General features: G+C 46.4%; 17 protein-coding genes. 10 read left to right on the top strand and 7 right to left on the bottom strand.

From position 1 onward, the window contains the following. Positions 1 to 10 precede the first annotated feature (10 nt). Complete coding sequence (gene fadB, locus CWI78_RS06930; RefSeq protein WP_126781564.1) at positions 11 to 2167, top strand: fatty acid oxidation complex subunit alpha FadB; 2157 nt, start codon at positions 11 to 13, stop codon at positions 2165 to 2167. A 20-nt stretch (positions 2168 to 2187) separates the two neighbouring features. Next, a complete protein-coding gene (fadA, locus tag CWI78_RS06935; protein ID WP_126781566.1) occupies positions 2188 to 3351 on the top strand; it encodes an acetyl-CoA C-acyltransferase FadA in 1164 nt (387 codons plus the stop codon). A 387-nt stretch (positions 3352 to 3738) separates the two neighbouring features. On the opposite strand, the gene CWI78_RS06940 is transcribed toward fadA, so the two are convergent. After that, the gene (locus CWI78_RS06940) at positions 3739 to 4752 is read right to left on the bottom strand and encodes an IS110 family RNA-guided transposase (RefSeq protein WP_126781568.1); all 1014 of its coding nucleotides are present in this window, start codon (positions 4750 to 4752) and stop codon (positions 3739 to 3741) included. 245 nt (positions 4753 to 4997) lie between these two features. Between CWI78_RS06940 and tusA the strand changes: the two genes are divergently transcribed. After that, positions 4998 to 5237, top strand: coding sequence for a sulfurtransferase TusA (gene tusA, locus CWI78_RS06945; RefSeq protein ID WP_126781570.1), 240 nt, complete (start codon positions 4998 to 5000; stop codon positions 5235 to 5237). A gap of 18 nt (positions 5238 to 5255) precedes the next feature. Here tusA and CWI78_RS06950 read toward each other — a convergent pair whose 3' ends face one another. Both CWI78_RS06950 and CWI78_RS06955 read right to left on the bottom strand, forming a co-directional pair. Then, positions 5256 to 5747, bottom strand: a complete 492-nt coding sequence (locus CWI78_RS06950; protein WP_126781572.1) for a GNAT family N-acetyltransferase — start codon at positions 5745 to 5747, stop codon at positions 5256 to 5258. 16 nt (positions 5748 to 5763) lie between these two features. Then, positions 5764 to 6363, bottom strand: a complete 600-nt coding sequence (locus CWI78_RS06955) for a DNA-3-methyladenine glycosylase I (RefSeq protein WP_126781574.1) — start codon at positions 6361 to 6363, stop codon at positions 5764 to 5766. Between the two features lie 93 nt (positions 6364 to 6456). Here CWI78_RS06955 and glyQ point away from each other — a divergent pair, with 93 nt between their 5' ends. Continuing rightward, positions 6457 to 7377, top strand: a complete 921-nt coding sequence (glyQ, locus tag CWI78_RS06960) for a glycine--tRNA ligase subunit alpha (protein ID WP_126781576.1) — start codon at positions 6457 to 6459, stop codon at positions 7375 to 7377. Between the two features lie 13 nt (positions 7378 to 7390). Next, the gene (gene glyS, locus CWI78_RS06965; RefSeq protein WP_126781577.1) at positions 7391 to 9457 is read left to right on the top strand and encodes a glycine--tRNA ligase subunit beta; all 2067 of its coding nucleotides are present in this window, start codon (positions 7391 to 7393) and stop codon (positions 9455 to 9457) included. 82 nt (positions 9458 to 9539) lie between these two features. Here glyS and gyrB read toward each other — a convergent pair whose 3' ends face one another. Genes gyrB through dnaA form a run of 4 tightly spaced genes read right to left on the bottom strand, consistent with a single transcriptional unit; the run spans position 9540 to position 15546 of the window. Continuing rightward, complete coding sequence (gene gyrB, locus CWI78_RS06970; protein WP_126781579.1) at positions 9540 to 11957, bottom strand: DNA topoisomerase (ATP-hydrolyzing) subunit B; 2418 nt, start codon at positions 11955 to 11957, stop codon at positions 9540 to 9542. Positions 11958 to 11972: 15 nt separating this feature from the next. After that, entirely contained in the window at positions 11973 to 13037 is a 1065-nt protein-coding gene (gene recF, locus CWI78_RS06975; RefSeq protein WP_126781580.1) for a DNA replication/repair protein RecF, read from the bottom strand. A 12-nt stretch (positions 13038 to 13049) separates the two neighbouring features. Beyond that, positions 13050 to 14153: a DNA polymerase III subunit beta gene (gene dnaN, locus CWI78_RS06980; RefSeq protein WP_126781581.1), complete on the bottom strand. Its 1104-nt coding sequence runs from the start codon at positions 14151 to 14153 to the stop codon at positions 13050 to 13052. A gap of 28 nt (positions 14154 to 14181) precedes the next feature. Then, positions 14182 to 15546, bottom strand: a complete 1365-nt coding sequence (gene dnaA, locus CWI78_RS06985) for a chromosomal replication initiator protein DnaA (RefSeq protein WP_244213089.1) — start codon at positions 15544 to 15546, stop codon at positions 14182 to 14184. A 405-nt stretch (positions 15547 to 15951) separates the two neighbouring features. On the opposite strand from dnaA, the gene rpmH reads away from it, so the two are divergent. Genes rpmH through mnmE form a run of 5 tightly spaced genes read left to right on the top strand, consistent with a single transcriptional unit; the run spans position 15952 to position 19816 of the window. After that, complete coding sequence (gene rpmH, locus CWI78_RS06990; RefSeq protein ID WP_011235863.1) at positions 15952 to 16086, top strand: 50S ribosomal protein L34; 135 nt, start codon at positions 15952 to 15954, stop codon at positions 16084 to 16086. Further along, entirely contained in the window at positions 16079 to 16456 is a 378-nt protein-coding gene (rnpA, locus tag CWI78_RS06995) for a ribonuclease P protein component (RefSeq protein WP_011235862.1), read from the top strand. The genes rpmH and rnpA overlap by 8 nt, the downstream gene beginning before the upstream one ends. Further along, positions 16408 to 16719 (top strand): membrane protein insertion efficiency factor YidD, encoded by a 312-nt coding sequence (gene yidD, locus CWI78_RS07000; protein ID WP_126781585.1) that lies wholly within the window; start codon positions 16408 to 16410, stop codon positions 16717 to 16719. Before rnpA ends, yidD begins: the two co-directional genes overlap by 49 nt. Then, positions 16716 to 18380 carry a membrane protein insertase YidC gene (yidC, locus tag CWI78_RS07005; protein WP_126781587.1) on the top strand — a complete coding sequence of 555 codons (1665 nt, stop codon included), beginning with the start codon at positions 16716 to 16718 and terminating at the stop codon, positions 18378 to 18380. The genes yidD and yidC overlap by 4 nt, the downstream gene beginning before the upstream one ends. A 59-nt stretch (positions 18381 to 18439) precedes the next feature. Continuing rightward, on the top strand, positions 18440 to 19816 hold the full coding sequence (mnmE, locus tag CWI78_RS07010; protein WP_126781589.1) for a tRNA uridine-5-carboxymethylaminomethyl(34) synthesis GTPase MnmE: 1377 nt from the start codon (positions 18440 to 18442) through the stop codon (positions 19814 to 19816). The last annotated feature ends 10 nt before the right edge of the window (positions 19817 to 19826 follow it).

Raw genomic sequence — 19826 nt, forward strand, 5'->3', positions numbered from 1 at the left:
GAGACCCAAGATGATCTATCAAGGTGAAAGCATTCGGGTCGATTTTATCGAACCTGGTTTCGCAGAATTACAATTTGATGCGAAAGGCTCGGTTAATAAATTCGACCAGGCGACATTAGAAGAATTCAGCGAAGCGCTGACAAAATTAAAGAATACCGATGATTTGCGCGGTGTCATTGTGACTAGCAGTAAATCAACCTTCATCGTTGGTGCCGATATCACTGAGTTCCTGACATTGTTCTCTGATCAGGAAAAAACACGCAGTTGGGTTGCTAAAGCTTCACGCGTATTCGACCAACTGGAAGATCTGCCTGTACCAACCGTTGGGGCTGTCACCGGCTTTGCTCTGGGTGGCGGCTGCGAAGCCTTATTAGCTTGTGACTATCGCGTAGCCGATAGCACAGCGACTATTGGCCTGCCAGAAGTCAAGCTGGGTCTAATCCCGGGCTTTGGTGGCACCATGCGTCTACCTCGGGTTATTGGCCCGGATAACGCTTTAGAGTGGATCACCACCGGCAAAAACAATAAAGCATTGGATGCACTCAAAGTCGGTGCTGTTGACGCCGTTGTAGAACCAGAAAACCTGACTAAAGCCGCTCTTAACTTGGCAAAAGATGCTGCCGCCGGTCAACAAGACTGGAAAGCGAAGCGTCAGCCTAAACTGGAACCATTAAAAGCCAACGATACCGAGTTGATGATGACTCTGGTTACGGCTAAAGGTATGGTCGCAGCGAAAGCCGGTAAACACTACCCTGCTCCGCACAAGGCGATTGAAGCCATTGAAAATGGTGCGCGTGAACACCGCGAAGGCGCGCTGACAGCAGAAAACAACGCGTTTTTTGACCTGACCCAAACCGAAGCTTGCCAGGCACAGGTTGGTATCTTCCTGGCAGACCAGGCGGTTAAAGGTAAATCTAAAAAATACGCGAAAGCAGCAACCAAAGAAATCAAAACCGCAGGTGTTTTAGGTGCTGGCATCATGGGCGGCGGTATCGCTTACCAGTCAGCTCTTAAAGGCGTGCCTGCCGTAATGAAAGACATTAAGCAAGATGCTTTGGACTTAGGCATGAAAGAAGCCGGTAAGATCCTGAAAAAAGGCGTTGAGCGCGGCAAAGTAAACAGCGAGAAGATGATTAAAATCTTGTCATCTATTACACCTACGCTGTTGAACGATGCAGTTAAAGATGTCGATATTGTCGTTGAAGCCGTTGTTGAGAACCCGAAAGTTAAAGGTTCAGTACTGGCAGAAATTGAAGATGTGATTGGTGATGACGCCATTCTGACTTCAAACACCTCGACTATTTCTATTACCGAACTTGCGAAGAATCTGAAGCGCCCTGAAAAATTCTGCGGTATGCACTTCTTTAACCCGGTACATAAAATGCCGTTGGTTGAGATTATTCGTGGCGAGAAAACTTCCGATGACACTGTTAACGCCGTTGTTGCTTACGCGCTGAAGCTGGGCAAAACCCCTATCGTTGTAAATGACTGCCCTGGGTTCTTAGTAAACCGTGTGTTGTTCCCTTACCTGGCAGGCTTTGCCGGTATGGTTGATGAAGGCGTTGATTTCGTCGGCATCGACAAGGTTATGGAGAAGCAGTTCGGCTGGCCTATGGGTCCTGCGTACTTAAGCGACGTTGTCGGCATCGACACCGCAGATCATTGCACCGTTGTTATGGAAGATGGCTTCCCTACCCGTATGAAGCGTGACGAATCTAGCGCCATTGCTAAGTTGGCAGCGGCTGAGTGTTATGGTCAGAAAAACGGCAAAGGCTTCTATGTTTACGGCACTGACAAAAAAGGTAAGCCAACCAAAGAAGCCGATCCAGCCACTTACGAGCTATTAGGCTGTGAGCAAGGCAAGAAACTCGACGCTGACGAAGTTATTGCCCGCTGCATGATCCCCATGGTGAACGAAGTGGTTCGTTGCCTGGAAGAGGACATTGTTGGTTCTGCGGCCGAAGCAGACATGGCATTGCTTTATGGCTTAGGCTTCCCTCCATTCCGCGGCGGTCCTTTCCGTTATCTGGAAACGCTTGGCATGGACAACTTTATTCAACTGGCAGACAAGTACGCGCACCTGGGTGAAATTTATCAGGTTACCGACGGCATGCGCGAAATGGCTAAAGCCGGTAAATCTTACTTTGACACAACCAGCGCGAAGTAAGGCTTGAGGAGGTTATTAAAATGAAAGACATCGTCATTGTAGATTGTATTCGTACGCCAATGGGGCGTTCAAAAAATGGTGTTTTCCGCCATACTCGTGCCGAAGACCTCTCAGCTGCGCTGATGAAGGGCTTACTTGAGCGTAACCCGGAAGTGGATGTTGATGAACTGGAAGACATTTACTGGGGTTGCGTACAGCAAACCCTGGAGCAAGGCTTTAACATTGCGCGTAACTCGGCGCTTATTGCTGGTATTCCGCATAAAGTAGCTGGTGTAACAGTTAACCGTTTGTGTGGCTCTTCAATGCAAGCTCTGCACGACGCTACGCGCGCTATTATGAACGGCGACGGCGAGATCTTTATGGCCGGTGGTGTCGAACACATGGGTCACGTACCCATGACTCACGGAATCGATTTTCATCCGGGCATGAATAAATCTGTAGCAAAAGCTTCGGGCAGCATGGGTATGACCGCTGAACTCCTTTCTCGTAAGTTCGGTATTACCCGCGAACAACAGGACGAGTTCGGCGCGCGCTCTCATAAGAAAGCGCACGAAGCGACGGTAGAAGGCCGCTTTGCTAAAGAAATCTTGCCAATGAATGGCCACAACGCAGACGGTGAGCTGGTTCGTGTCACAGAAGACGAAACCATACGTCCAGAAACCACCGCGGAAGGCTTGTCACAGCTTCGTCCCGTGTTTGATCCAGCCAACGGAACGGTAACCGCAGGTACCTCGTCAGCCTTGTCAGACGGCGCCGCTGCCATGTTGGTTATGTCTGCTGACAAAGCCAAAGAACTGGGTCTGACGCCACGCGTTAAAATCCGTTCAATGGCCGTTGCAGGTTGCGATCCGTCCATTATGGGTTACGGTCCGGTTCCGGCAACGGAGAAAGCTCTGAAGCGTGCTGGCGTGTCGATGGAAGACATCGATGTAGTTGAACTGAACGAAGCCTTTGCCGCGCAGTCACTGCCTGTACTTAAAGGCTTGAAACTGTTCGATCAGATGGAAGAAAAAGTGAACCTGAACGGCGGTGCTATCGCTTTAGGCCACCCATTAGGCTGCTCTGGTGCACGTATCTCAACTACGCTAATTAACTTGATGGAAGAGAAAGACGCGAAACTTGGCTTAGCGACCATGTGTATTGGCCTTGGTCAAGGTATTGCTACTGTCTTCGAACGTGTTTGAAAGAAACAGCAAAATTAGAGCGGTTTAACACTTTAACCGCTTTGAGAAAGGGGGGAGCGAAGGCTCGCCCCTTTTTATTGTCAGAAAACACTCAGAAACACGCCGTGAACCCTATATGGACACCTCACATTGCGCAAGTTGTTTAGTGACATAATTTTACTTTGTTATTAACCAGCTTTGCGCGATGTGAACAGGGTAAAACTGCATTCGTATATACGGCCTGTTATGAGCTTGAAGTGATTCCTCAGTGAGCTCTGGCCTTCATGGGTAACCGCACCCTTGGCGCTATATCGTCCCTTCTGAGTTATAGCTCACTGGGTTCTCTCGGCATCTCAAGGGTGTTGCACCATGCAACTACGCATTGCTGGATGAGACTTAAATACTGTTTTAATTCAATTTAAATTCCTGCTGCTTGTGTAGCATCGCCCAGGAGATTCGGGCCAATTTGTTTGCTAATGCGATAGCGGCAACTTGCACGCCTCTCCGGTCTTTCAGCTTCTTCAGCCATAATGACAGATTATCCGTTCGGCTTTCCAAATGCCGAACATGGCTCATCGCGCACTGAACAAGAAGCTTGCGCACATAGCGATTTCCTCGTTTTGTGATACGCCCAAGCTTCTGCTTACCACCACTAGAATACTCTGAAGGGGTTAGTCCTAACGATGAGGCAAAGTGCCGCCCATTTTTATAGTTTGCCGGACTTCCCATCACACTCATAAGTGCTGTGGCCGTAATGGAGCCAATACCACGGGCTGTCATTAACAAAGTAGTTTGTTCATCGGCGCGTGCAAACTGCTCAATAGCTTTATCATGTTGCTTGATGAGCGATGCCATCATGCACCATTCCTCATACAAACTGTGTAGCTCTGAGCGCATTAATTGAGAAAGTTCATTGTCTGCATCTTCCAAAACTAATGGAATGTGACGACGTAAATGCTCAATACCTTGAGGAATAACAATCCCATATTCATTTAACAAACCACGGATTTGGTTTGTTAGGCGGGTTAATGAACCTTGGCGACGGTCACGGATCCGGTGTAAAACAGCCATATCAGTAGCTGCTACCGATCGTGGCTGGGTAAAGATTAGGTTGGGTCGACGTGATGCTTCAGAAATAGCAAAAGCATCATTACGGTCGTTTTTATTTCCACGTACAAATGGTTTTACATGCTGAGGAGGGATGAGCTTTACGGTTAAACCGTGCTTAATAAACAAACGCCCCCAGTAGTTAGAGCCACTGCATGCCTCCATCACAACATCTGCACCTGGGAACTGTATAACGGTCTCGAGCAATTTGTTTCTTCGGACTTGACGGTTGAACACTTCAGATCCCGCTTGATTCGTTCCGCAGACTTGAAAAACAGTTTTTGCTAAGTCGATACTAATTGTTGTAACTTTCATGGGTGGACACCTCGTTTGAGATTATTGAACACATCACTTCAATAATGGCGCATTACGATGCCGTGTAAAGCGAGGTGTCCATCCCATCATCCCTGGGGGCTTGACTGCAGCCATCCATGGCTGCAGACAGTTTCTGAGTATTTCCCGCCAACAAACAGCGGTGCAATCCATCACTCCCCCTCACCTATTAAGCGCGAAAGTGTTAAACTACTCGGCAATTTCGCTTAACATCTTTTAAAGAAGTCATGACCCAGATTAACTGCGACAAAGAACTCGATACCCTTGGCCTTAAATGCCCAGAGCCCGTCATGTTAGTTCGTGCGGCTATTCGTAAAATGCAGGTTGGTGAAGTATTGCTGATTATAGCGGATGATCCCGCAACAACCCGCGATATTCCGGGCTTTTGCGAGTTTATGGAGCATGAGCTGGTTGCTTCTGAAACCGAAGAGATGCCTTACCGCTACTGGGTTAGGAAGTCCCACTAAGAGCCTGACCTTTAGGCATCAGGCTTTATCTTTATTTAAGTACATTTCCCAGAACTCAGCCTGACCCACTTCGCCCAGTTCGTAGGGTTCGAAGCCAAAGTTTTTGTAGGCCTGCTTGGCACGGTCATTGTTTTCCAGCACTTCCAATGTCAGCTTCACGCAGCCACGGAATTCTGCCAGTGTTTTCACTTCTTCCAGCAGTTTACGCGCAACGCCCTGGCCCCGATATTCCGGAATAACGGCTATGTCGTGAATATTCATTAATGGTTTTGCAGCGAAGGTTGAGAAGCCTTCTACACAGTTTGCAACGCCAACCGGGGTGTCACCATCGTAGGCCAGCAAAGAAAAGACATGGTCTCTTTTTGCCATTTCATCTATCAGACTCTCTTTAACTTCATCTGATATGCCTTCACCACCACCCATTGGGTCTTTAGCGTAAGCATCCAACATGGCTATAACGGCATTACGATGCTTGGAGTTACTATAATCCGCAAGAGTAATTTCTATCATTCGTCCTTCGCTCATTTTACAACGTAAACTGTTTCATTTGGTCAGCAACCGGCTGATAGCAATGACAGCTAATAACATGGTCGTTCACCATACCAACTGCTTGCATAAAAGCATAGCAAATGGTCGGCCCGACAAACTGAAAGCCTTCCTTTTTTAACGCTTTTGCCATGTTATGGGAAGCTTCTGTCGTTGTCGGGATCTCACTTTGCGCTCGATAGGCATTAATAATCGGTGAACCACCCACAAACGCCCAGAGCCATTGCTCAAACTGAATGCCTTTTTCTTCTAACTTTAAAAAGGCTTCGGCATTGGTAAAAATCGCATCGATTTTCGCTTTACTGCGGATAATGTCACGGTTGCTGTACAACAATTCCCGGTCAGCGTCACTCATTGCCACAATAGCTTGTGGGTCAAAGTCTAAAAAGGCTTTCTCGTAGCCCGCTTGTTTGCGCAAAATGGTTATCCAACTAAGGCCCGCTTGCTGGCCATCCAGACAGAGTTTAGCGAAGAGTTCTTTCGGGTCACGTACCGGCCGCCCCCAAACATTGTCATGGTAAATGCGGTAATCATCGGCAGATTCGCACCAGGAACACCGTTCTGGTTCATTATTTGTCATGCCTTCCCCTATAACCAAGGCGCTTCAGAGGGTATAATCTACGCATATTTTTCGACCATTGGTCAACCACAAATAACAAAGCAGAGAATGCGTATGTCGAAATACGATGTGAAAACCTTTCAGGGGCTTATTCTTGCTCTTCAGGATTACTGGGCTCAGCAAGGCTGTGCCGTGGTTCAGCCATTAGATATGGAGGTTGGTGCAGGCACCTTTCATCCAATGACGTTTCTGCGCTCGTTGGGTCCGGAACCGGCCAGTTTTGCTTATGTGCAGCCCTGTCGCCGCCCTACTGATGGTCGTTATGGCGAAAACCCAAACCGGCTGCAGCACTATTATCAATTCCAAGTCATCATGAAGCCTTCGCCTAAAGACATTCAGGAGCTTTATCTGGGGTCTTTAGAAATGCTTGGCTTCGATACGCTGACTCACGACATACGCTTCGTTGAAGACAACTGGGAATCACCCACGCTGGGCGCCTGGGGTCTGGGCTGGGAAGTTTGGCTTAATGGCATGGAAGTCACACAGTTTACTTACTTCCAACAAGTTGGCGGTATTGAGTGTCGTCCGGTGGCCGGCGAAATTACATATGGTCTTGAACGCTTGGCTATGTACATCCAGGGTGTGGACAGCATCTACGACCTGGTCTGGACTGACGGCCCGCGCGGTAAGATCTTGTATCGTGATGTTTTCCATCAAAACGAAGTGGAACAATCGACTTACAACTTTGAGTACGCCGACGTCGATGTGCTTTTCCGTCGCTTTGACGACTGCGAAAAAGAATGTGAACTGCTCATTGAAAAATCACTGGCTTTACCCGCATATGAGCAGGTGATGCGAGCATCTCATGCCTTTAATTTACTGGATGCCCGACACGCTATCTCTGTGACCGAAAGACAACGTTACATACTTCGTGTCAGAACCATGGCGAAAGCTGTTGCCGAAGTTTACTATCAGGCGCGCGAAGCTCTTGGCTTCCCTTTAGCCGACGATGCAAACAAGCCAACAGCGAACTAAGGAGAGCAGAGCCGTGCATAAAGAAAACTTATTGATTGAGTTGGGTACCGAAGAACTGCCTCCAAAGGCGTTAAAATCTCTTCGTGACAGCTTAAAAACGGGTATTGAGTCTGGATTAACAAGCGCTGAGTTGAGTTTTGATAGTATTGAAGCTTATGCCACCCCACGTCGGTTAGCGGTGTTAGTCAAACAGGTTGAAACAGAGCAGCAAGATAAGGTTGTTGAGAAACGCGGACCGGCAGTTAATGTGGCTTTTGATGATTCCGGCAAGCCAACGAAAGCAGCCAAAGGCTGGGCTCGCTCTAACGGTATCACCGTCGATGAAGCCGATCGTCTAAAAACGGATAAAGGCGAGTGGTTGCTGCATAAGGCCACCGTTAAAGGCCAAGGTCTGGACCAACTGGTACAAGGCATGCTGGAAGCTGCAATTAAAGCCTTACCTATCCCAAAACCTATGCGCTGGGGCAATAGTACCGCTCAGTTCATTCGTCCAGTTCATACACTAACCGTCATGCTGGGTAGTGAATTAATTGAGGCAGAGATACTGGAAACTAAGAGCGCTCGTTTTATTCAGGGACACCGCTTCCATTCTCCCAAAGGTTTTGAACTGGATCATGTTGATAACTACGTTGCTAAACTGCGCGACGCGAAAGTTATCGCTAACTTCGAAGAGCGTATTGAGACCATTCAATCGGAAGTATCACGCCTGGCTTCCCAACTTGGCGGCGAAGTTATTCAGGATAACGAGTTGGTTGAAGAAGTTGCAGCGCTGGTCGAATGGCCGGTAGCATTAACCGCAAGTTTTGATCAAGGTTTCTTAGCCGTACCTAAAGAGCCGCTAATTGTTACCATGAAGGATGATCAGCGTTACTTCCCTGTTGAAGATGGCAAAGGTAACTTACTCTCTCAGTTCATTTTCATCACCAACATTGAAAGCCGCGATCCGCAACAAATTATTGAAGGTAATGAGAAGGTCGTTCGCCCTCGCCTGGCGGATGCGCAGTTCTTCTTCGAGTCCGATAAGAAAAAGACGCTAGAGTCGCGTGTTTCTGCACTGGATTCTGTACTGTTCCAGAAAGATCTGGGTAGCATCGGTGACAAAGCGCGTCGTATTTCAATATTAGCAGGTAAAATTTCTCATCAGCTAAGTGCGGATGTAAAGGTAGCAGAAAGAGCCGGCTTATTATGCAAAGCGGATCTGGTTTCCGATATGGTTTCAGAATTCCCTGAAACTCAGGGAGTTATGGGTAAGCACTATGCGCTGAACGATGGCGAAAGCTCCACTGTTGCGGAAGCAATAGAGCAGCACTATTGGCCGCGCTTTTCCGGAGATGATTTGCCGGATACGCAAGAAGCTTGTGCCGTCGCTTTAGCCGATAAACTGGATACGCTGGTTGGTATTTTTGGTATTGGTCAGGTTCCTAAAGGTGACCGCGATCCCTTTGCTCTGCGTCGGGCTGCGCTGGGTTTACTAAGAACCCTGGTTGAACGCGAGCTCCCACTAGATTTAAATGAGCTTCTGGCGGCTTCGGCAGAAGGCTTCGGCAGTAAATTATCAAACAAAACAGTCACTGCCGACGTTTTCGACTTTCTGTTAGGCCGTTTTCGTCCCTGGTATCAGGACCAAGGTATTTCGGTTGATGTGATTCAATCCGTACTGGCTCGGTCGCCGTCGAAGCCAACCGATTTCGATCAGCGAGTGAAAGCGGTTCAAGCATTCAAATCGATGGACTCTTCGGCCAGCCTTGCCGCAGCCAATAAGCGAGTGGGTAATATACTGGCAAAATCGAACGAAGATATCTCAGGGACGGTGGATGACGCGCTTTTACAGGAAGAAGCCGAAACGGCACTTTATCAGCGAGTTAAACAAACTGAGGGCGCCGTTGAGCCACTTATCTCTGACGGTAACTACAGCGACGCCCTTACCCATTTATCTCAGCTTAAAGAGCCTGTCGACGCATTTTTTGAACATGTGATGGTGAATGCTGAAGACGATAAGGTTCGTATTAATCGGCTTAACTTGCTGTTTAGACTGCGTCAGTTGTTCCTGGAAATTGCAGACATCTCTCTTCTTCAGTAACACGTTGATTTTTAATAAATAAAAAGCCGGCTTCATTTTCATGAGCCGGCTTTTTTGTTTCCTTTTTCAACTGCTGTTTTCGCTAGACGTCCAGGTTAGCAACCTTCAACGCGTTAGATTCAATAAAGGCTCTACGTGGTTCAACTTCATCACCCATTAACGTCGTAAACAACTGATCAGCACCAATTGCATCTTCAATTGTCACTTGCAACATACGGCGACTATCCGGATCCATTGTGGTTTCCCATAACTGACCAGGGTTCATTTCACCCAGACCTTTGTAACGCTGTACATAAAGTCCACGCTTAGATTCACTGATTAACCAGTCAACGGCATCAACGAAATGACTCACAGGTTGTTTTTTCTCGCCACGGAGAACATAACCACCTTCCTCAACCAATGAATCTATTTCCTCACCAAGCGTCACTATTTGTTCGTAATCTTTCGACATCAGGAATTCATAGTTAAGTGGATAATCAGTATCAACACCGTGCTGACGAATCGTTGTTGTTGGCAACCACATTTTGCGCTCGGAGTCTTCATGCAAAGAAACCGTATAAGTTGCTGAATTGATTTCACGGGCGGTTAAATCATCGTTTAATGTTTTAACCCATGTTTCCATGTAACCTTTATCTTTTAAGCGATCGTCTGTTAGGCGAGGCGCATAAAACAAACGTTGCAAGAATCGCTCCGGCATACGGCGGCTTAAACGTTTGATGTTTTCCTGGGCCATTTGATAGCCATTAACCAATGCTTCAAGCTTATCACCAGCAATTCCCGGAGCCGTATCGTTAACGTGCAAAGACGCATTATCCAAAGCCAAACTGGTAAGGTAACGAATCAGCGCAGGATCATCTTTGATATAAACTTCTTGCTTGCCTTTTTTGACCTTATACAAAGGAGGCTGAGCAATGTAAATGTATCCGCGCTCAATAATTTCCGGCATTTGGCGATAGAAAAAGGTCAGAAGCAGTGTTCGAATGTGAGATCCGTCAACGTCCGCATCCGTCATTATAATAATACGGTGATAACGTGTTTTATCTGGATTGTATTCGTCACGCCCAATACCACAGCCCATAGCCGTAATTAACGTTCCAACCTCTACCGAGGACAACATTTTGTCAAAGCGTGCTTTTTCTACGTTAAGAATTTTACCTTTAAGCGGCAGTATAGCTTGGTTTTTACGGTTACGACCTTGTTTGGCCGAGCCCCCTGCAGAGTCACCCTCCACAATATAAAGTTCAGATAGCGCCGGGTCTTTTTCCTGACAGTCAGCTAATTTACCTGGTAGGCCCGCAATATCCAAAGCACCTTTGCGACGTGTCATTTCACGTGCTTTACGAGCAGCTTCGCGAGCTCTTGCCGCATCAATAATTTTATTGATAATGAGCTTCGACTCTCCCGGATTTTCTAATAGATAATCCGCTAACTGTTCATTCATCGTCTGCTCAACAGCAGACTTCACTTCAGAAGAAACCAATTTATCTTTAGTTTGAGAAGAGAACTTAGGGTCCGGAACTTTAACGGATATAATTGCAGTTAAACCTTCACGAGCATCATCGCCCGTCGCAGAGGTTTTGGTTTTCTTCGTAAAGCCTTCTTTTTCCATGTACGTGTTTAAGGTACGGGTCAAAGCTGCGCGGAACCCGGCTAAGTGGGTACCACCATCACGCTGTGGAATATTATTTGTAAAGCAGTAAATGTTTTCCTGGAACGAGTCATTCCACTGCATACTCACCTCAACTCCAATACCGTCTTCTCTTTGAATAGAGAAATAGAAGGCTTTTTGGTGAATCGGTGTTTTGTTCTGGTTTAAGTAATTTACGAAAGCAGCAATACCGCCTTCATATTTAAACAAATCTTCGCGGTCATCGCGCTCGTCGCGCAAGCGTATACCAACACCAGAGTTAAGGAATGAAAGCTCCCTCAGGCGCTTCGCTAGAATATCGTAGTGAAACTCGGTGTTAGTGAAGGTTTCGTGGCTAGGCCAAAAGCGCAGTTCGGTACCGGTTGTATCTGTTTCACCCACAGGTTTCACGTCACTATCGGGCTCACCCATATGATAAGTCTGTTCGTACACCTGACCTTGTCTACGGATAGTGAGTTGTAACTTCTCTGACAACGCATTTACAACGGAGATACCAACGCCATGCAAACCACCAGACACTTTATAAGAGTTGTCGTCAAATTTACCTCCAGCGTGCAATACAGTCATAATAACCTGTGCAGCTGAAACGCCCTCTTCTTCGTGTATATCAACGGGAATTCCGCGACCATCATCTTTCACGCTGACTGATCCGTCAGAATGAATGGTAACCATAATTTCTGAACAATGGCCCGCTAAGGCTTCGTCAATAGAGTTATCGACAACTTCAAAAACCATGTGGTGCAGACCCGTTCCATCATCCGTGTCACCAATGTACATACCTGGGCGTTTACGAACCGCATCCAACCCTTTCAGAACCTTGATACTCGATGAACCGTAATTATTTTCTTCCATAGTATTATCTCGATATCATTCGTTTATTACCCCATGTTCCACGTGGAACATTTGAGGTGATTTTTGAAATTTATCCGACAACTGCTTTCCAGTAATTGCGGTGATAAACACTTGTGCGTCTAGATTTTCCAGCTCTCGACAGAGCAACTCTTGGTTTCTCGAATCAAGCTCTGACGTTAAATCATCGACCAAATAGATGCAGGGTTGCCTTTTTATTTTTTGGTAATGCTTTCCCTGCGCTAACTTCAAAGCGGTTATCGCGGTTTTTAATTGGCCGCGAGATAAGCGATGTTTTACTTCTACGCCATCCGCTATCACTTTAATATCAGCCTTATGTGCCCCAACTGAGGTAAAACCGTATTTCTTATCTTTCTCTGTATGGCTTTCTAAGGCGTCAAATAAAGTTTGGCTAGTATCCCAGCCTGATTTTAATCGAACCTCCATTGTAACATCGGAGAGAAAAGATTTCGCTAGTTCTTGTATATAATCATTCAGTTCTTCTAGATATTTTTCGCGACTTTTACTAATTCGCTCACCGTAATAAGCCAACTGCTCCTTCCAATATCGATCTTCTCGAACTGGTAGTGAGCGCTGTTTTAGTAAACTGTTTCTCTGCTTAAGAAGCTGCGTGTAAGCAACCCAGTCAGAATAGAAAGAGTGTTCCACGTGGAACACTCCCCAATCTATGAATTGCCGCCTCTGGCCAGGACCTTCTAAAAGAATATCGACTGATTCAGGTGTAAGGAGTTGTACCGGAACTAAACGTGCGACATCTGACATACGTTGGACATTAGCACCGTTTAACCGAAGTGACTGCTCACCATCACTACTTCGTCTCACACCTATCGCATAATCTTGTGAACGACAAAAAACTGTAAAGCCTTGATTGCCTTCCTTGATCAACTGACGAAAGCCACCGGGTCGGAAAGACCGACCAAAACCTAACAGATAAATAGCTTCAAGCAGACTAGTTTTACCGGAGCCATTGTCTCCGGTTATGACATTAATTTTGGGGCTGGGAGACAAAGCCACCTCCGAAAAATTTCGGAAGTGGCTAAGGTTCAACGTCTCGATGAACATTAATGCTTAGTGTTACAAGCGCATTGGCATGATGACGTAGCAGCAAGACTCGTCATGTTGTGGCTCAATGAGCGCGCTGCTATTAGAATCAGATAACGTAAAAGAAACTTGCTCATCATCTATGTTATTGAGCACATCAAGCAAATAGCTCACATTAAAACCAATTTCCAGATCATCTCCCTGGTACTCGACTTCAATAACTTCTTCAGCTTGTTCCTGCTCAGGGTTCGTTGCCGTGATGCAAAGTTCGCCACTGCTTAAATTCAATCTTACGCCGCGAAACTTCTCATTCGATAAAATAGAGGCACGTCCGAAAGACTGTCTCAAGGCATCTCGATGAGCCACAACAACTTTATCACCACCGCTTGGTAAGACCCGACGATAATCAGGGAAACGCCCATCAACAAGTTTACTGGTAAAAACAAGCTCAGGTGTTTCCACTCGAATATGGTTATTACCAATAGAAATAGACACTTCCTGATCGTCATCACCCAATAAGCGAAGCAGTTCGACCACCCCTTTACGCGGAACAATAACCTGACGTTGTGCTAACCCCGGTTGGTCAATTGCACAGGTACTCATCGCCAAACGATGACCATCGGTTGCAACGGAACGCAGCATGCCATTATCCGTTTCGAACAACATACCATTCAGGTAATAACGGACATCCTGATTCGCCATAGAAAAATGCGTTTTTTCCATTAAATCTTTCAATATGGCTTGTTCAGTTACAAGATGAATATCGCTTTTCCAGTCGTCGATATTTGGAAAGTCGTCCGAGGATAACGTACTGAGTTTAAATTTACTGCGACCGGATTTAACGGTTGCCGTATCTTCCTGAGAGGTGAACTCGATAGTTGAACCTTCGGGTAAACTTCGCACGATATCCAACAGCTTTTTCGCGGGAACGGTAACCGCAGCATCCATGTCCGCCGACTCGAGCGGAACCGCTGAAACGAGCTCAACTTCGAGATCCGTTCCTGTCAGTTTAAGCTGACCGTTATCAACCTGCAGCAGCAGATTCGATAAAATAGGTAACGTATGCCGCCGCTCAACAGCGCCGCTAACAACCTGCAGTGGCTTGAGAAAAGCATCGCGGTTAATTGAAAATTTCATGACTGAGTCCCCTGTTTATAACGACACTTTATGACGACAATGTTCGAATAAGATTTCTATAGTCTTCTTTTATGTCGTGCTGCGCATCTTTTAATTCTTGAATTTTACGACAAGCATGCAAAACCGTTGTGTGATCCCGACCACCGAATGCATCACCAATTTCCGGTAAACTGTGATTGGTTAGCTCCTTCGCTAACGCCATTGCCAGCTGACGCGGACGTGCAACCGAACGGCTTCGACGTTTCGATAAAATATCAGCTAATTTAATATTATAGTATTCAGCTACGGTCTTCTGAATATTATCAATAGTGACCAATTTTTCTTGAGCCGCTATTAAGTCACGCAGGGCTTCCCGAACAAAATCGATAGTAATAGGTCGCCCCGTTAGTTGCACATTGGCGACAACTCGGTTTAACGCACCTTCCAACTCGCGAACGTTTGACCGTAATCGCTTTGCGATAAAAAAGGCAACTTCATGCGGCATGTTCAAACCACGCTCGTCGGCCTTTCTCATTAAGATAGCAACTCGAGTCTCTAACTCCGGCGGCTCGATGGCAATAGTCAAACCCCAGCCAAAACGGGATTTCAATCGATCTTCCACTCCGTCTATTTCTTTAGGATAAAGATCGCTGGTCATAATAATTTGCTGATTACCCTCTAACAAAGCATTAAAGGTATGGAAAAATTCTTCCTGCGAGCCCTTTTTATTGGCAAAAAAGTGGATGTCATCAATCAGCAAGGCATCAACCGAACGATAGTAACGTTTGAATTCATTAGTCGAGCTGTTACGAATAGAGTTAACCATGTCCTGAACAAAACGCTCGGCCCGAATGTAAAACACCTTGGCGTCCTTCTTATGTGCCATGATGCCATTACCTACCGCATGCAATAAGTGGGTTTTACCTAAGCCTGTACCGCCATAGACAAAAAGCGGGTTATAAACGCCGCCTGGATTCTCAGCAACCTGGATAGCCGCTGCCCGGGCAAGCTGGTTCGATTTACCCTCGACAAAGTTATCAAAAGTGTACTCTGGATGAATATTGCTCTCGAAAGGAACTTCGGTATCGGAGTTGCTTGAGGCGAAATTTGGCGTCTTTCTGCGAGTAGCAGCAGTGCGTTGTGAAGATCCATTATCCCTTTGTGTCGGAGCGGCTTCACCGACCTTTAAAACGACGTTTGGGACTTTATCGTCACACAAAGCTTCCAAATACGTATTGATGGTTTTCAAGTACTTGTCACGCACCCAGTCGACCGAATAAATATTCGGTGCGAATAAGGTCAGTGTTTCGCCATTGAGTTTAGCTTGTAGCGGCCTGATCCACGTGTTGAACTGCTGTAACGGTAACTCCGATTGCAGTCGCTCTGCACATTGTTGCCAAAGCGAATTATTCACACTCTTCTCCTGGATCGTTTCTTTATTATCATAACCAAAGATTGTACTTCACTCAGTTCATATTCGCTAGCATAAACTGCTTGAAAACGGCATGAATAAAGGAGTTAAAAAATAGCCGAACAGACCAAAACTGGCGCATAAATTGCTTAAAAACTCACCGTACCGCAAAAAGGGAAAAAGAAGAAAAAAGTGAATAACTGTTATTTTATCCACATTATTAATATTATAGCGTCGCCTGATTGTGGATGAGATTATTTTAGGATTTATTACCTAAAACCAGCTATGGTCATTGACTCAATGCGAAAAGATCGGTAAGATCCGCGCTCTAAAAAATTCCGTTCACGTTTGGTTTCAACTTTTTCGGCCGGCGTGGGAAATAGCAAACTGACCGATGGAATATGAGTTATGAAAAGAACATTTCAACCAAGCGTATTAAAGCGCAAGCGTTCACACGGTTTCCGTGCTCGCATGGCAACAAAAAATGGCCGCAAAGTACTGGCTCGTCGCCGTGCACGTGGTCGTAAAGTACTGAGTGCATAAAAGTATCTCATACGGAAGGGAGTTACGCCTGTTAACTCCCTCTCATTTCCAGACTGTATTCTCAAACCCTCCTGTAAAAGCCGTTACTGCTCATGTCACTATGTTGGCAACTCCCAATGAATTAGGGCATCCACGTATTGGTGTTACCGTCAGCAAAAAGCGAGCTAAGCGCGCCGTTGACCGCAACCGCATCAAACGACAAATACGTGAAACTTTCCGTTTAAGACAACACAAAATTCCCGCTTTTGACATTGTAATTATTGCCAAGCAGGGTATTGTCGAGCAGGATAACGCCGCATTACGGGATACGTTGAATTATTTATGGCGAAAATTAGCAAAGCGTTGCGAACAATACCAATCGCGTTCATAAAAGTTTATCAGTGGTTTATTAGCCCACTCTTAGGCCCGCGCTGTCGATTTTATCCGTCTTGCTCACATTATGCCTGTGAGGCTATACAAAAACACGGTACAATCCGTGGTATTGGCCTTGCTGCCGTACGAATTGGAAAATGTCATCCCGCTCACCAAGGCGGCTATGACCCCGTTCCACCAGCAAAGCAAGACGCCAAGCCAGAAAATAAAAGCGAATCCGAATCTTTACTAAATCAGCCAACAGAGACGAAATCACTATGAATTCGCCACGCACGATATTATTTATTGCCTTTTTAGTGGTGTCTTTCTTCCTATACCAGAATTGGATGGTGGAAACCGCACCCGGAACAAAAGCACCCGAAAACGTTACCTCAACACAATCGAGCAATAACGCTGAAAACAGCGATGTGCCCTCAGGTGGTTCGGCAGTTGCGGCAGATGTCCCCGAAAGTGATCAGCCTGTTGTAACCCAGCAGTCTGAAACGACCATTCGTGTGCGCACCGACGTACTAGACGTTGAAATTGATACCCGCGGCGGCGACATCGTTTCGGCCCAGTTACTCGAGTTTGCAAAAACTCAGGGATCTGAAGAACGCTTCCAGCTTCTTCAAAACAGCTCTAATAACGTCTATATTGCCCAATCAGGACTTATTGGCCCTGATGGTATCGATGCGAGCGGTAATGGCCGCCCATCTTATAATTACGAAAAGGAACGTTATGAATCTGAAACGGAAGTCATTGAAGTTCCGTTAACGTTCACAACTCAGAACGGCGCTACTTACCGTAAAGTATTTACTTTCACGCCAGGCAAGTACAACGTCGATGTTCGCTTTGAAATTGACAACAACACCAATAATACACTTAATACGCAGTTCTATGGGCAACTAAAACGCTCAATGGCAACCGGCGAAAGTGGCAGCATGATCATGCCGACGTACTTTGGTGCAGCGTACTCCCACGACGACGACAAATTTGAGAAATACGATTTTGATGACATGTTGGACAAACGCTTAAACGTTAACTCACAAACCGGCTGGGTCGGTATGCTAGAGCATTATTTCGTTTCAGCATGGGTTCCAACTCAGCAACAGCAAAACCGTTTATTCTCACGCGTTGCAAATGGTAGTCAGGCCATCATCGGTGCCATTTATCCAATGACGTCAATTCAGCCTGGTAGCTCAGAGACCATTGAATCTCAGCTTTACCTGGGTCCAAAAGACCAGGATGCTATGGCTAAAATTGTTGAGAATCTGGACTTAACCGTCGATTACGGCTTCCTCTGGTGGTTGGCTCAGCCAATCTTTAAACTTCTGCAGTTTTTACAAAGCATCGTTATTAACTGGGGTCTGGCCATTATTCTGACGACAGTTATTGTCAAAGCGCTGTTATTCCCGTTAACGAAAGCACAATACGTTTCTATGGCTAAGATGCGTATGCTGCAGCCTAAAATGACGGCTCTGCGTGAGCGCTATGGTTCCGACCGACAGAAAATGTCCGGTGCCATGATGAAGCTCTACAAAGAGGAAAAAGTGAATCCTCTGGGCGGCTGTCTGCCAATGCTTTTACAGCTTCCTATATTCCTGGCTCTGTACTGGGTTCTGCTGGAAAGTGTTGAACTGCGCCATTCAGCGTTTGTATTCTGGATTCAGGATCTGTCAACCAAAGACCCATACTACATCCTGCCTATATTAATGGGTGCCAGTATGTTCTTGATGCAGAAACTGCAACCGACACCAACGGCCGACCCGATGCAGCAGAAGCTGTTCCAGTATATGCCAGTTATCTTTACGGTGTTCTTCCTGTGGTTCCCGTCAGGTCTGGTACTGTACTGGTTGGTCAGTAACTTGATTACCATTGCGCAAATGTTGATCATTTACCGGGGCTTAGAGAAAAAAGGGATTAACGTTCGAAACAAGAAGTAATCCAGCATAAAAGCCCGGCTACGGCTGGGCTTTTGTTCTATTGGGAGCACTGAAAACAGATGCAGACGGATACGGATTTTAATGACACCATTGTGGCTCAAGCGACCCCACCCGGTCGTGGTGGTGTTGGTATTGTTCGCGTTAGCGGAAAAGCCTCAAAAGCGGTTGCAGAAAAGCTGTTAGGCCATTGCCCCAAACCTCGTAAAGCTGAATACCTCCCTTTTTATGATCTCCAGGAACAACTGCTGGATGAAGGCATCGCACTTTACTTTCCGGGCCCTAACTCCTTTACCGGCGAGGATGTTTTAGAACTGCAAGGCCATGGCGGTCCGGTTCTTATCGATATGATCATAAAGGCCATTTTGGAAATTCCCGGCATTCGCCCTGCGCGTCCGGGGGAATTCAGTGAGCGCGCCTTTTTAAATGATAAACTCGACCTCACGCAGGCGGAGGCGATTGCAGATCTTATTGATACCAACTCTGAACAAGCGGCTAAAGCAGCATTACAAAGCTTAAAAGGCGAGTTTTCTCACAAAATTGACCAGCTCGTCGACGCCGTTATTCATCTGCGGATGTATGTTGAAGCAGCCATTGATTTTCCTGATGAAGAAATCGACTTTCTCTCCGATGGCAAAGTCTCCGGCGATCTAGCCGAAATAATCGATCAGTTGTTCCATATAGAACAGGAAGCACGGCAAGGAACTTTGATGCGTGAAGGCATGCGCATCGTTATCGCCGGTCGTCCTAATGCGGGTAAATCCAGCTTACTCAACGCACTGGCCGGGCGAGAATCGGCCATTGTCACCGAAATAGCCGGAACCACCCGCGATGTTCTGCGCGAACATATTCAGATTGATGGTATGCCTTTGCACATTATTGATACTGCCGGCTTACGTGACAGTCCCGATCACGTCGAAAAAATCGGTATTGAGCGCGCCTGGGATGAAATTCGCCAGGCAGACCGAGTACTCTTTATGGTCGACAGTCAGGAAACCTCAGCGATTCATCCTGACGACATATGGCCAGAATTTTTCGCTCAGTTACCGGAAGACATGCCCTACACCGTTATCCGCAATAAAGTCGATTTATCCGAAGAGCCTACCGGCATCGATGAACACAACGGCATTCCGGTTATTCATTTATCAGCCAAAACCGGTCATGGTATTGAGTTACTTCGTGAACACTTGAAGCACTGTGTGGGCTACAGCGCCACCTCCGAGGGAAGCTTTATGGCAAGACGTCGCCATTTAGAAGCGCTGGCTAAAGCGAAAACCCATTTACTGCAGGGTCAAGAGCAACTCGAAGCCAACATGGCAGGTGAAATACTGGCTGAAGAACTACGATTAACCCAACAGCACCTCAATGAAATAACCGGTGAATTCACTTCTGATGATCTTCTGGGTCAAATTTTCGGTTCGTTCTGTATCGGTAAATAACGCGATTTCT

Source organism: Idiomarina ramblicola (assembly GCF_003987255.1).
GTDB classification, from domain to species: domain Bacteria; phylum Pseudomonadota; class Gammaproteobacteria; order Enterobacterales; family Alteromonadaceae; genus Idiomarina; species Idiomarina ramblicola.

Coding starts and splice junctions, on each gene's coding strand:
- fadB (WP_126781564.1), top strand. CDS start 11: ATGATCTATCAAGGTGAAAGCATTCGGGTCGATTTTATCGAACCTGGT.
- fadA (WP_126781566.1), top strand. CDS start 2,188: ATGAAAGACATCGTCATTGTAGATTGTATTCGTACGCCAATGGGGCGT.
- CWI78_RS06940 (WP_126781568.1), bottom strand. CDS start 4,752: ATGAAAGTTACAACAATTAGTATCGACTTAGCAAAAACTGTTTTTCAA.
- tusA (WP_126781570.1), top strand. CDS start 4,998: ATGACCCAGATTAACTGCGACAAAGAACTCGATACCCTTGGCCTTAAA.
- CWI78_RS06950 (WP_126781572.1), bottom strand. CDS start 5,747: ATGATAGAAATTACTCTTGCGGATTATAGTAACTCCAAGCATCGTAAT.
- CWI78_RS06955 (WP_126781574.1), bottom strand. CDS start 6,363: ATGACAAATAATGAACCAGAACGGTGTTCCTGGTGCGAATCTGCCGAT.
- glyQ (WP_126781576.1), top strand. CDS start 6,457: ATGTCGAAATACGATGTGAAAACCTTTCAGGGGCTTATTCTTGCTCTT.
- gyrB (WP_126781579.1), bottom strand. CDS start 11,957: ATGGAAGAAAATAATTACGGTTCATCGAGTATCAAGGTTCTGAAAGGG.
- recF (WP_126781580.1), bottom strand. CDS start 13,037: ATGTTCATCGAGACGTTGAACCTTAGCCACTTCCGAAATTTTTCGGAG.
- dnaN (WP_126781581.1), bottom strand. CDS start 14,153: ATGAAATTTTCAATTAACCGCGATGCTTTTCTCAAGCCACTGCAGGTT.
- rpmH (WP_011235863.1), top strand. CDS start 15,952: ATGAAAAGAACATTTCAACCAAGCGTATTAAAGCGCAAGCGTTCACAC.
- yidD (WP_126781585.1), top strand. CDS start 16,408: ATGGCGAAAATTAGCAAAGCGTTGCGAACAATACCAATCGCGTTCATA.
- yidC (WP_126781587.1), top strand. CDS start 16,716: ATGAATTCGCCACGCACGATATTATTTATTGCCTTTTTAGTGGTGTCT.
- mnmE (WP_126781589.1), top strand. CDS start 18,440: ATGCAGACGGATACGGATTTTAATGACACCATTGTGGCTCAAGCGACC.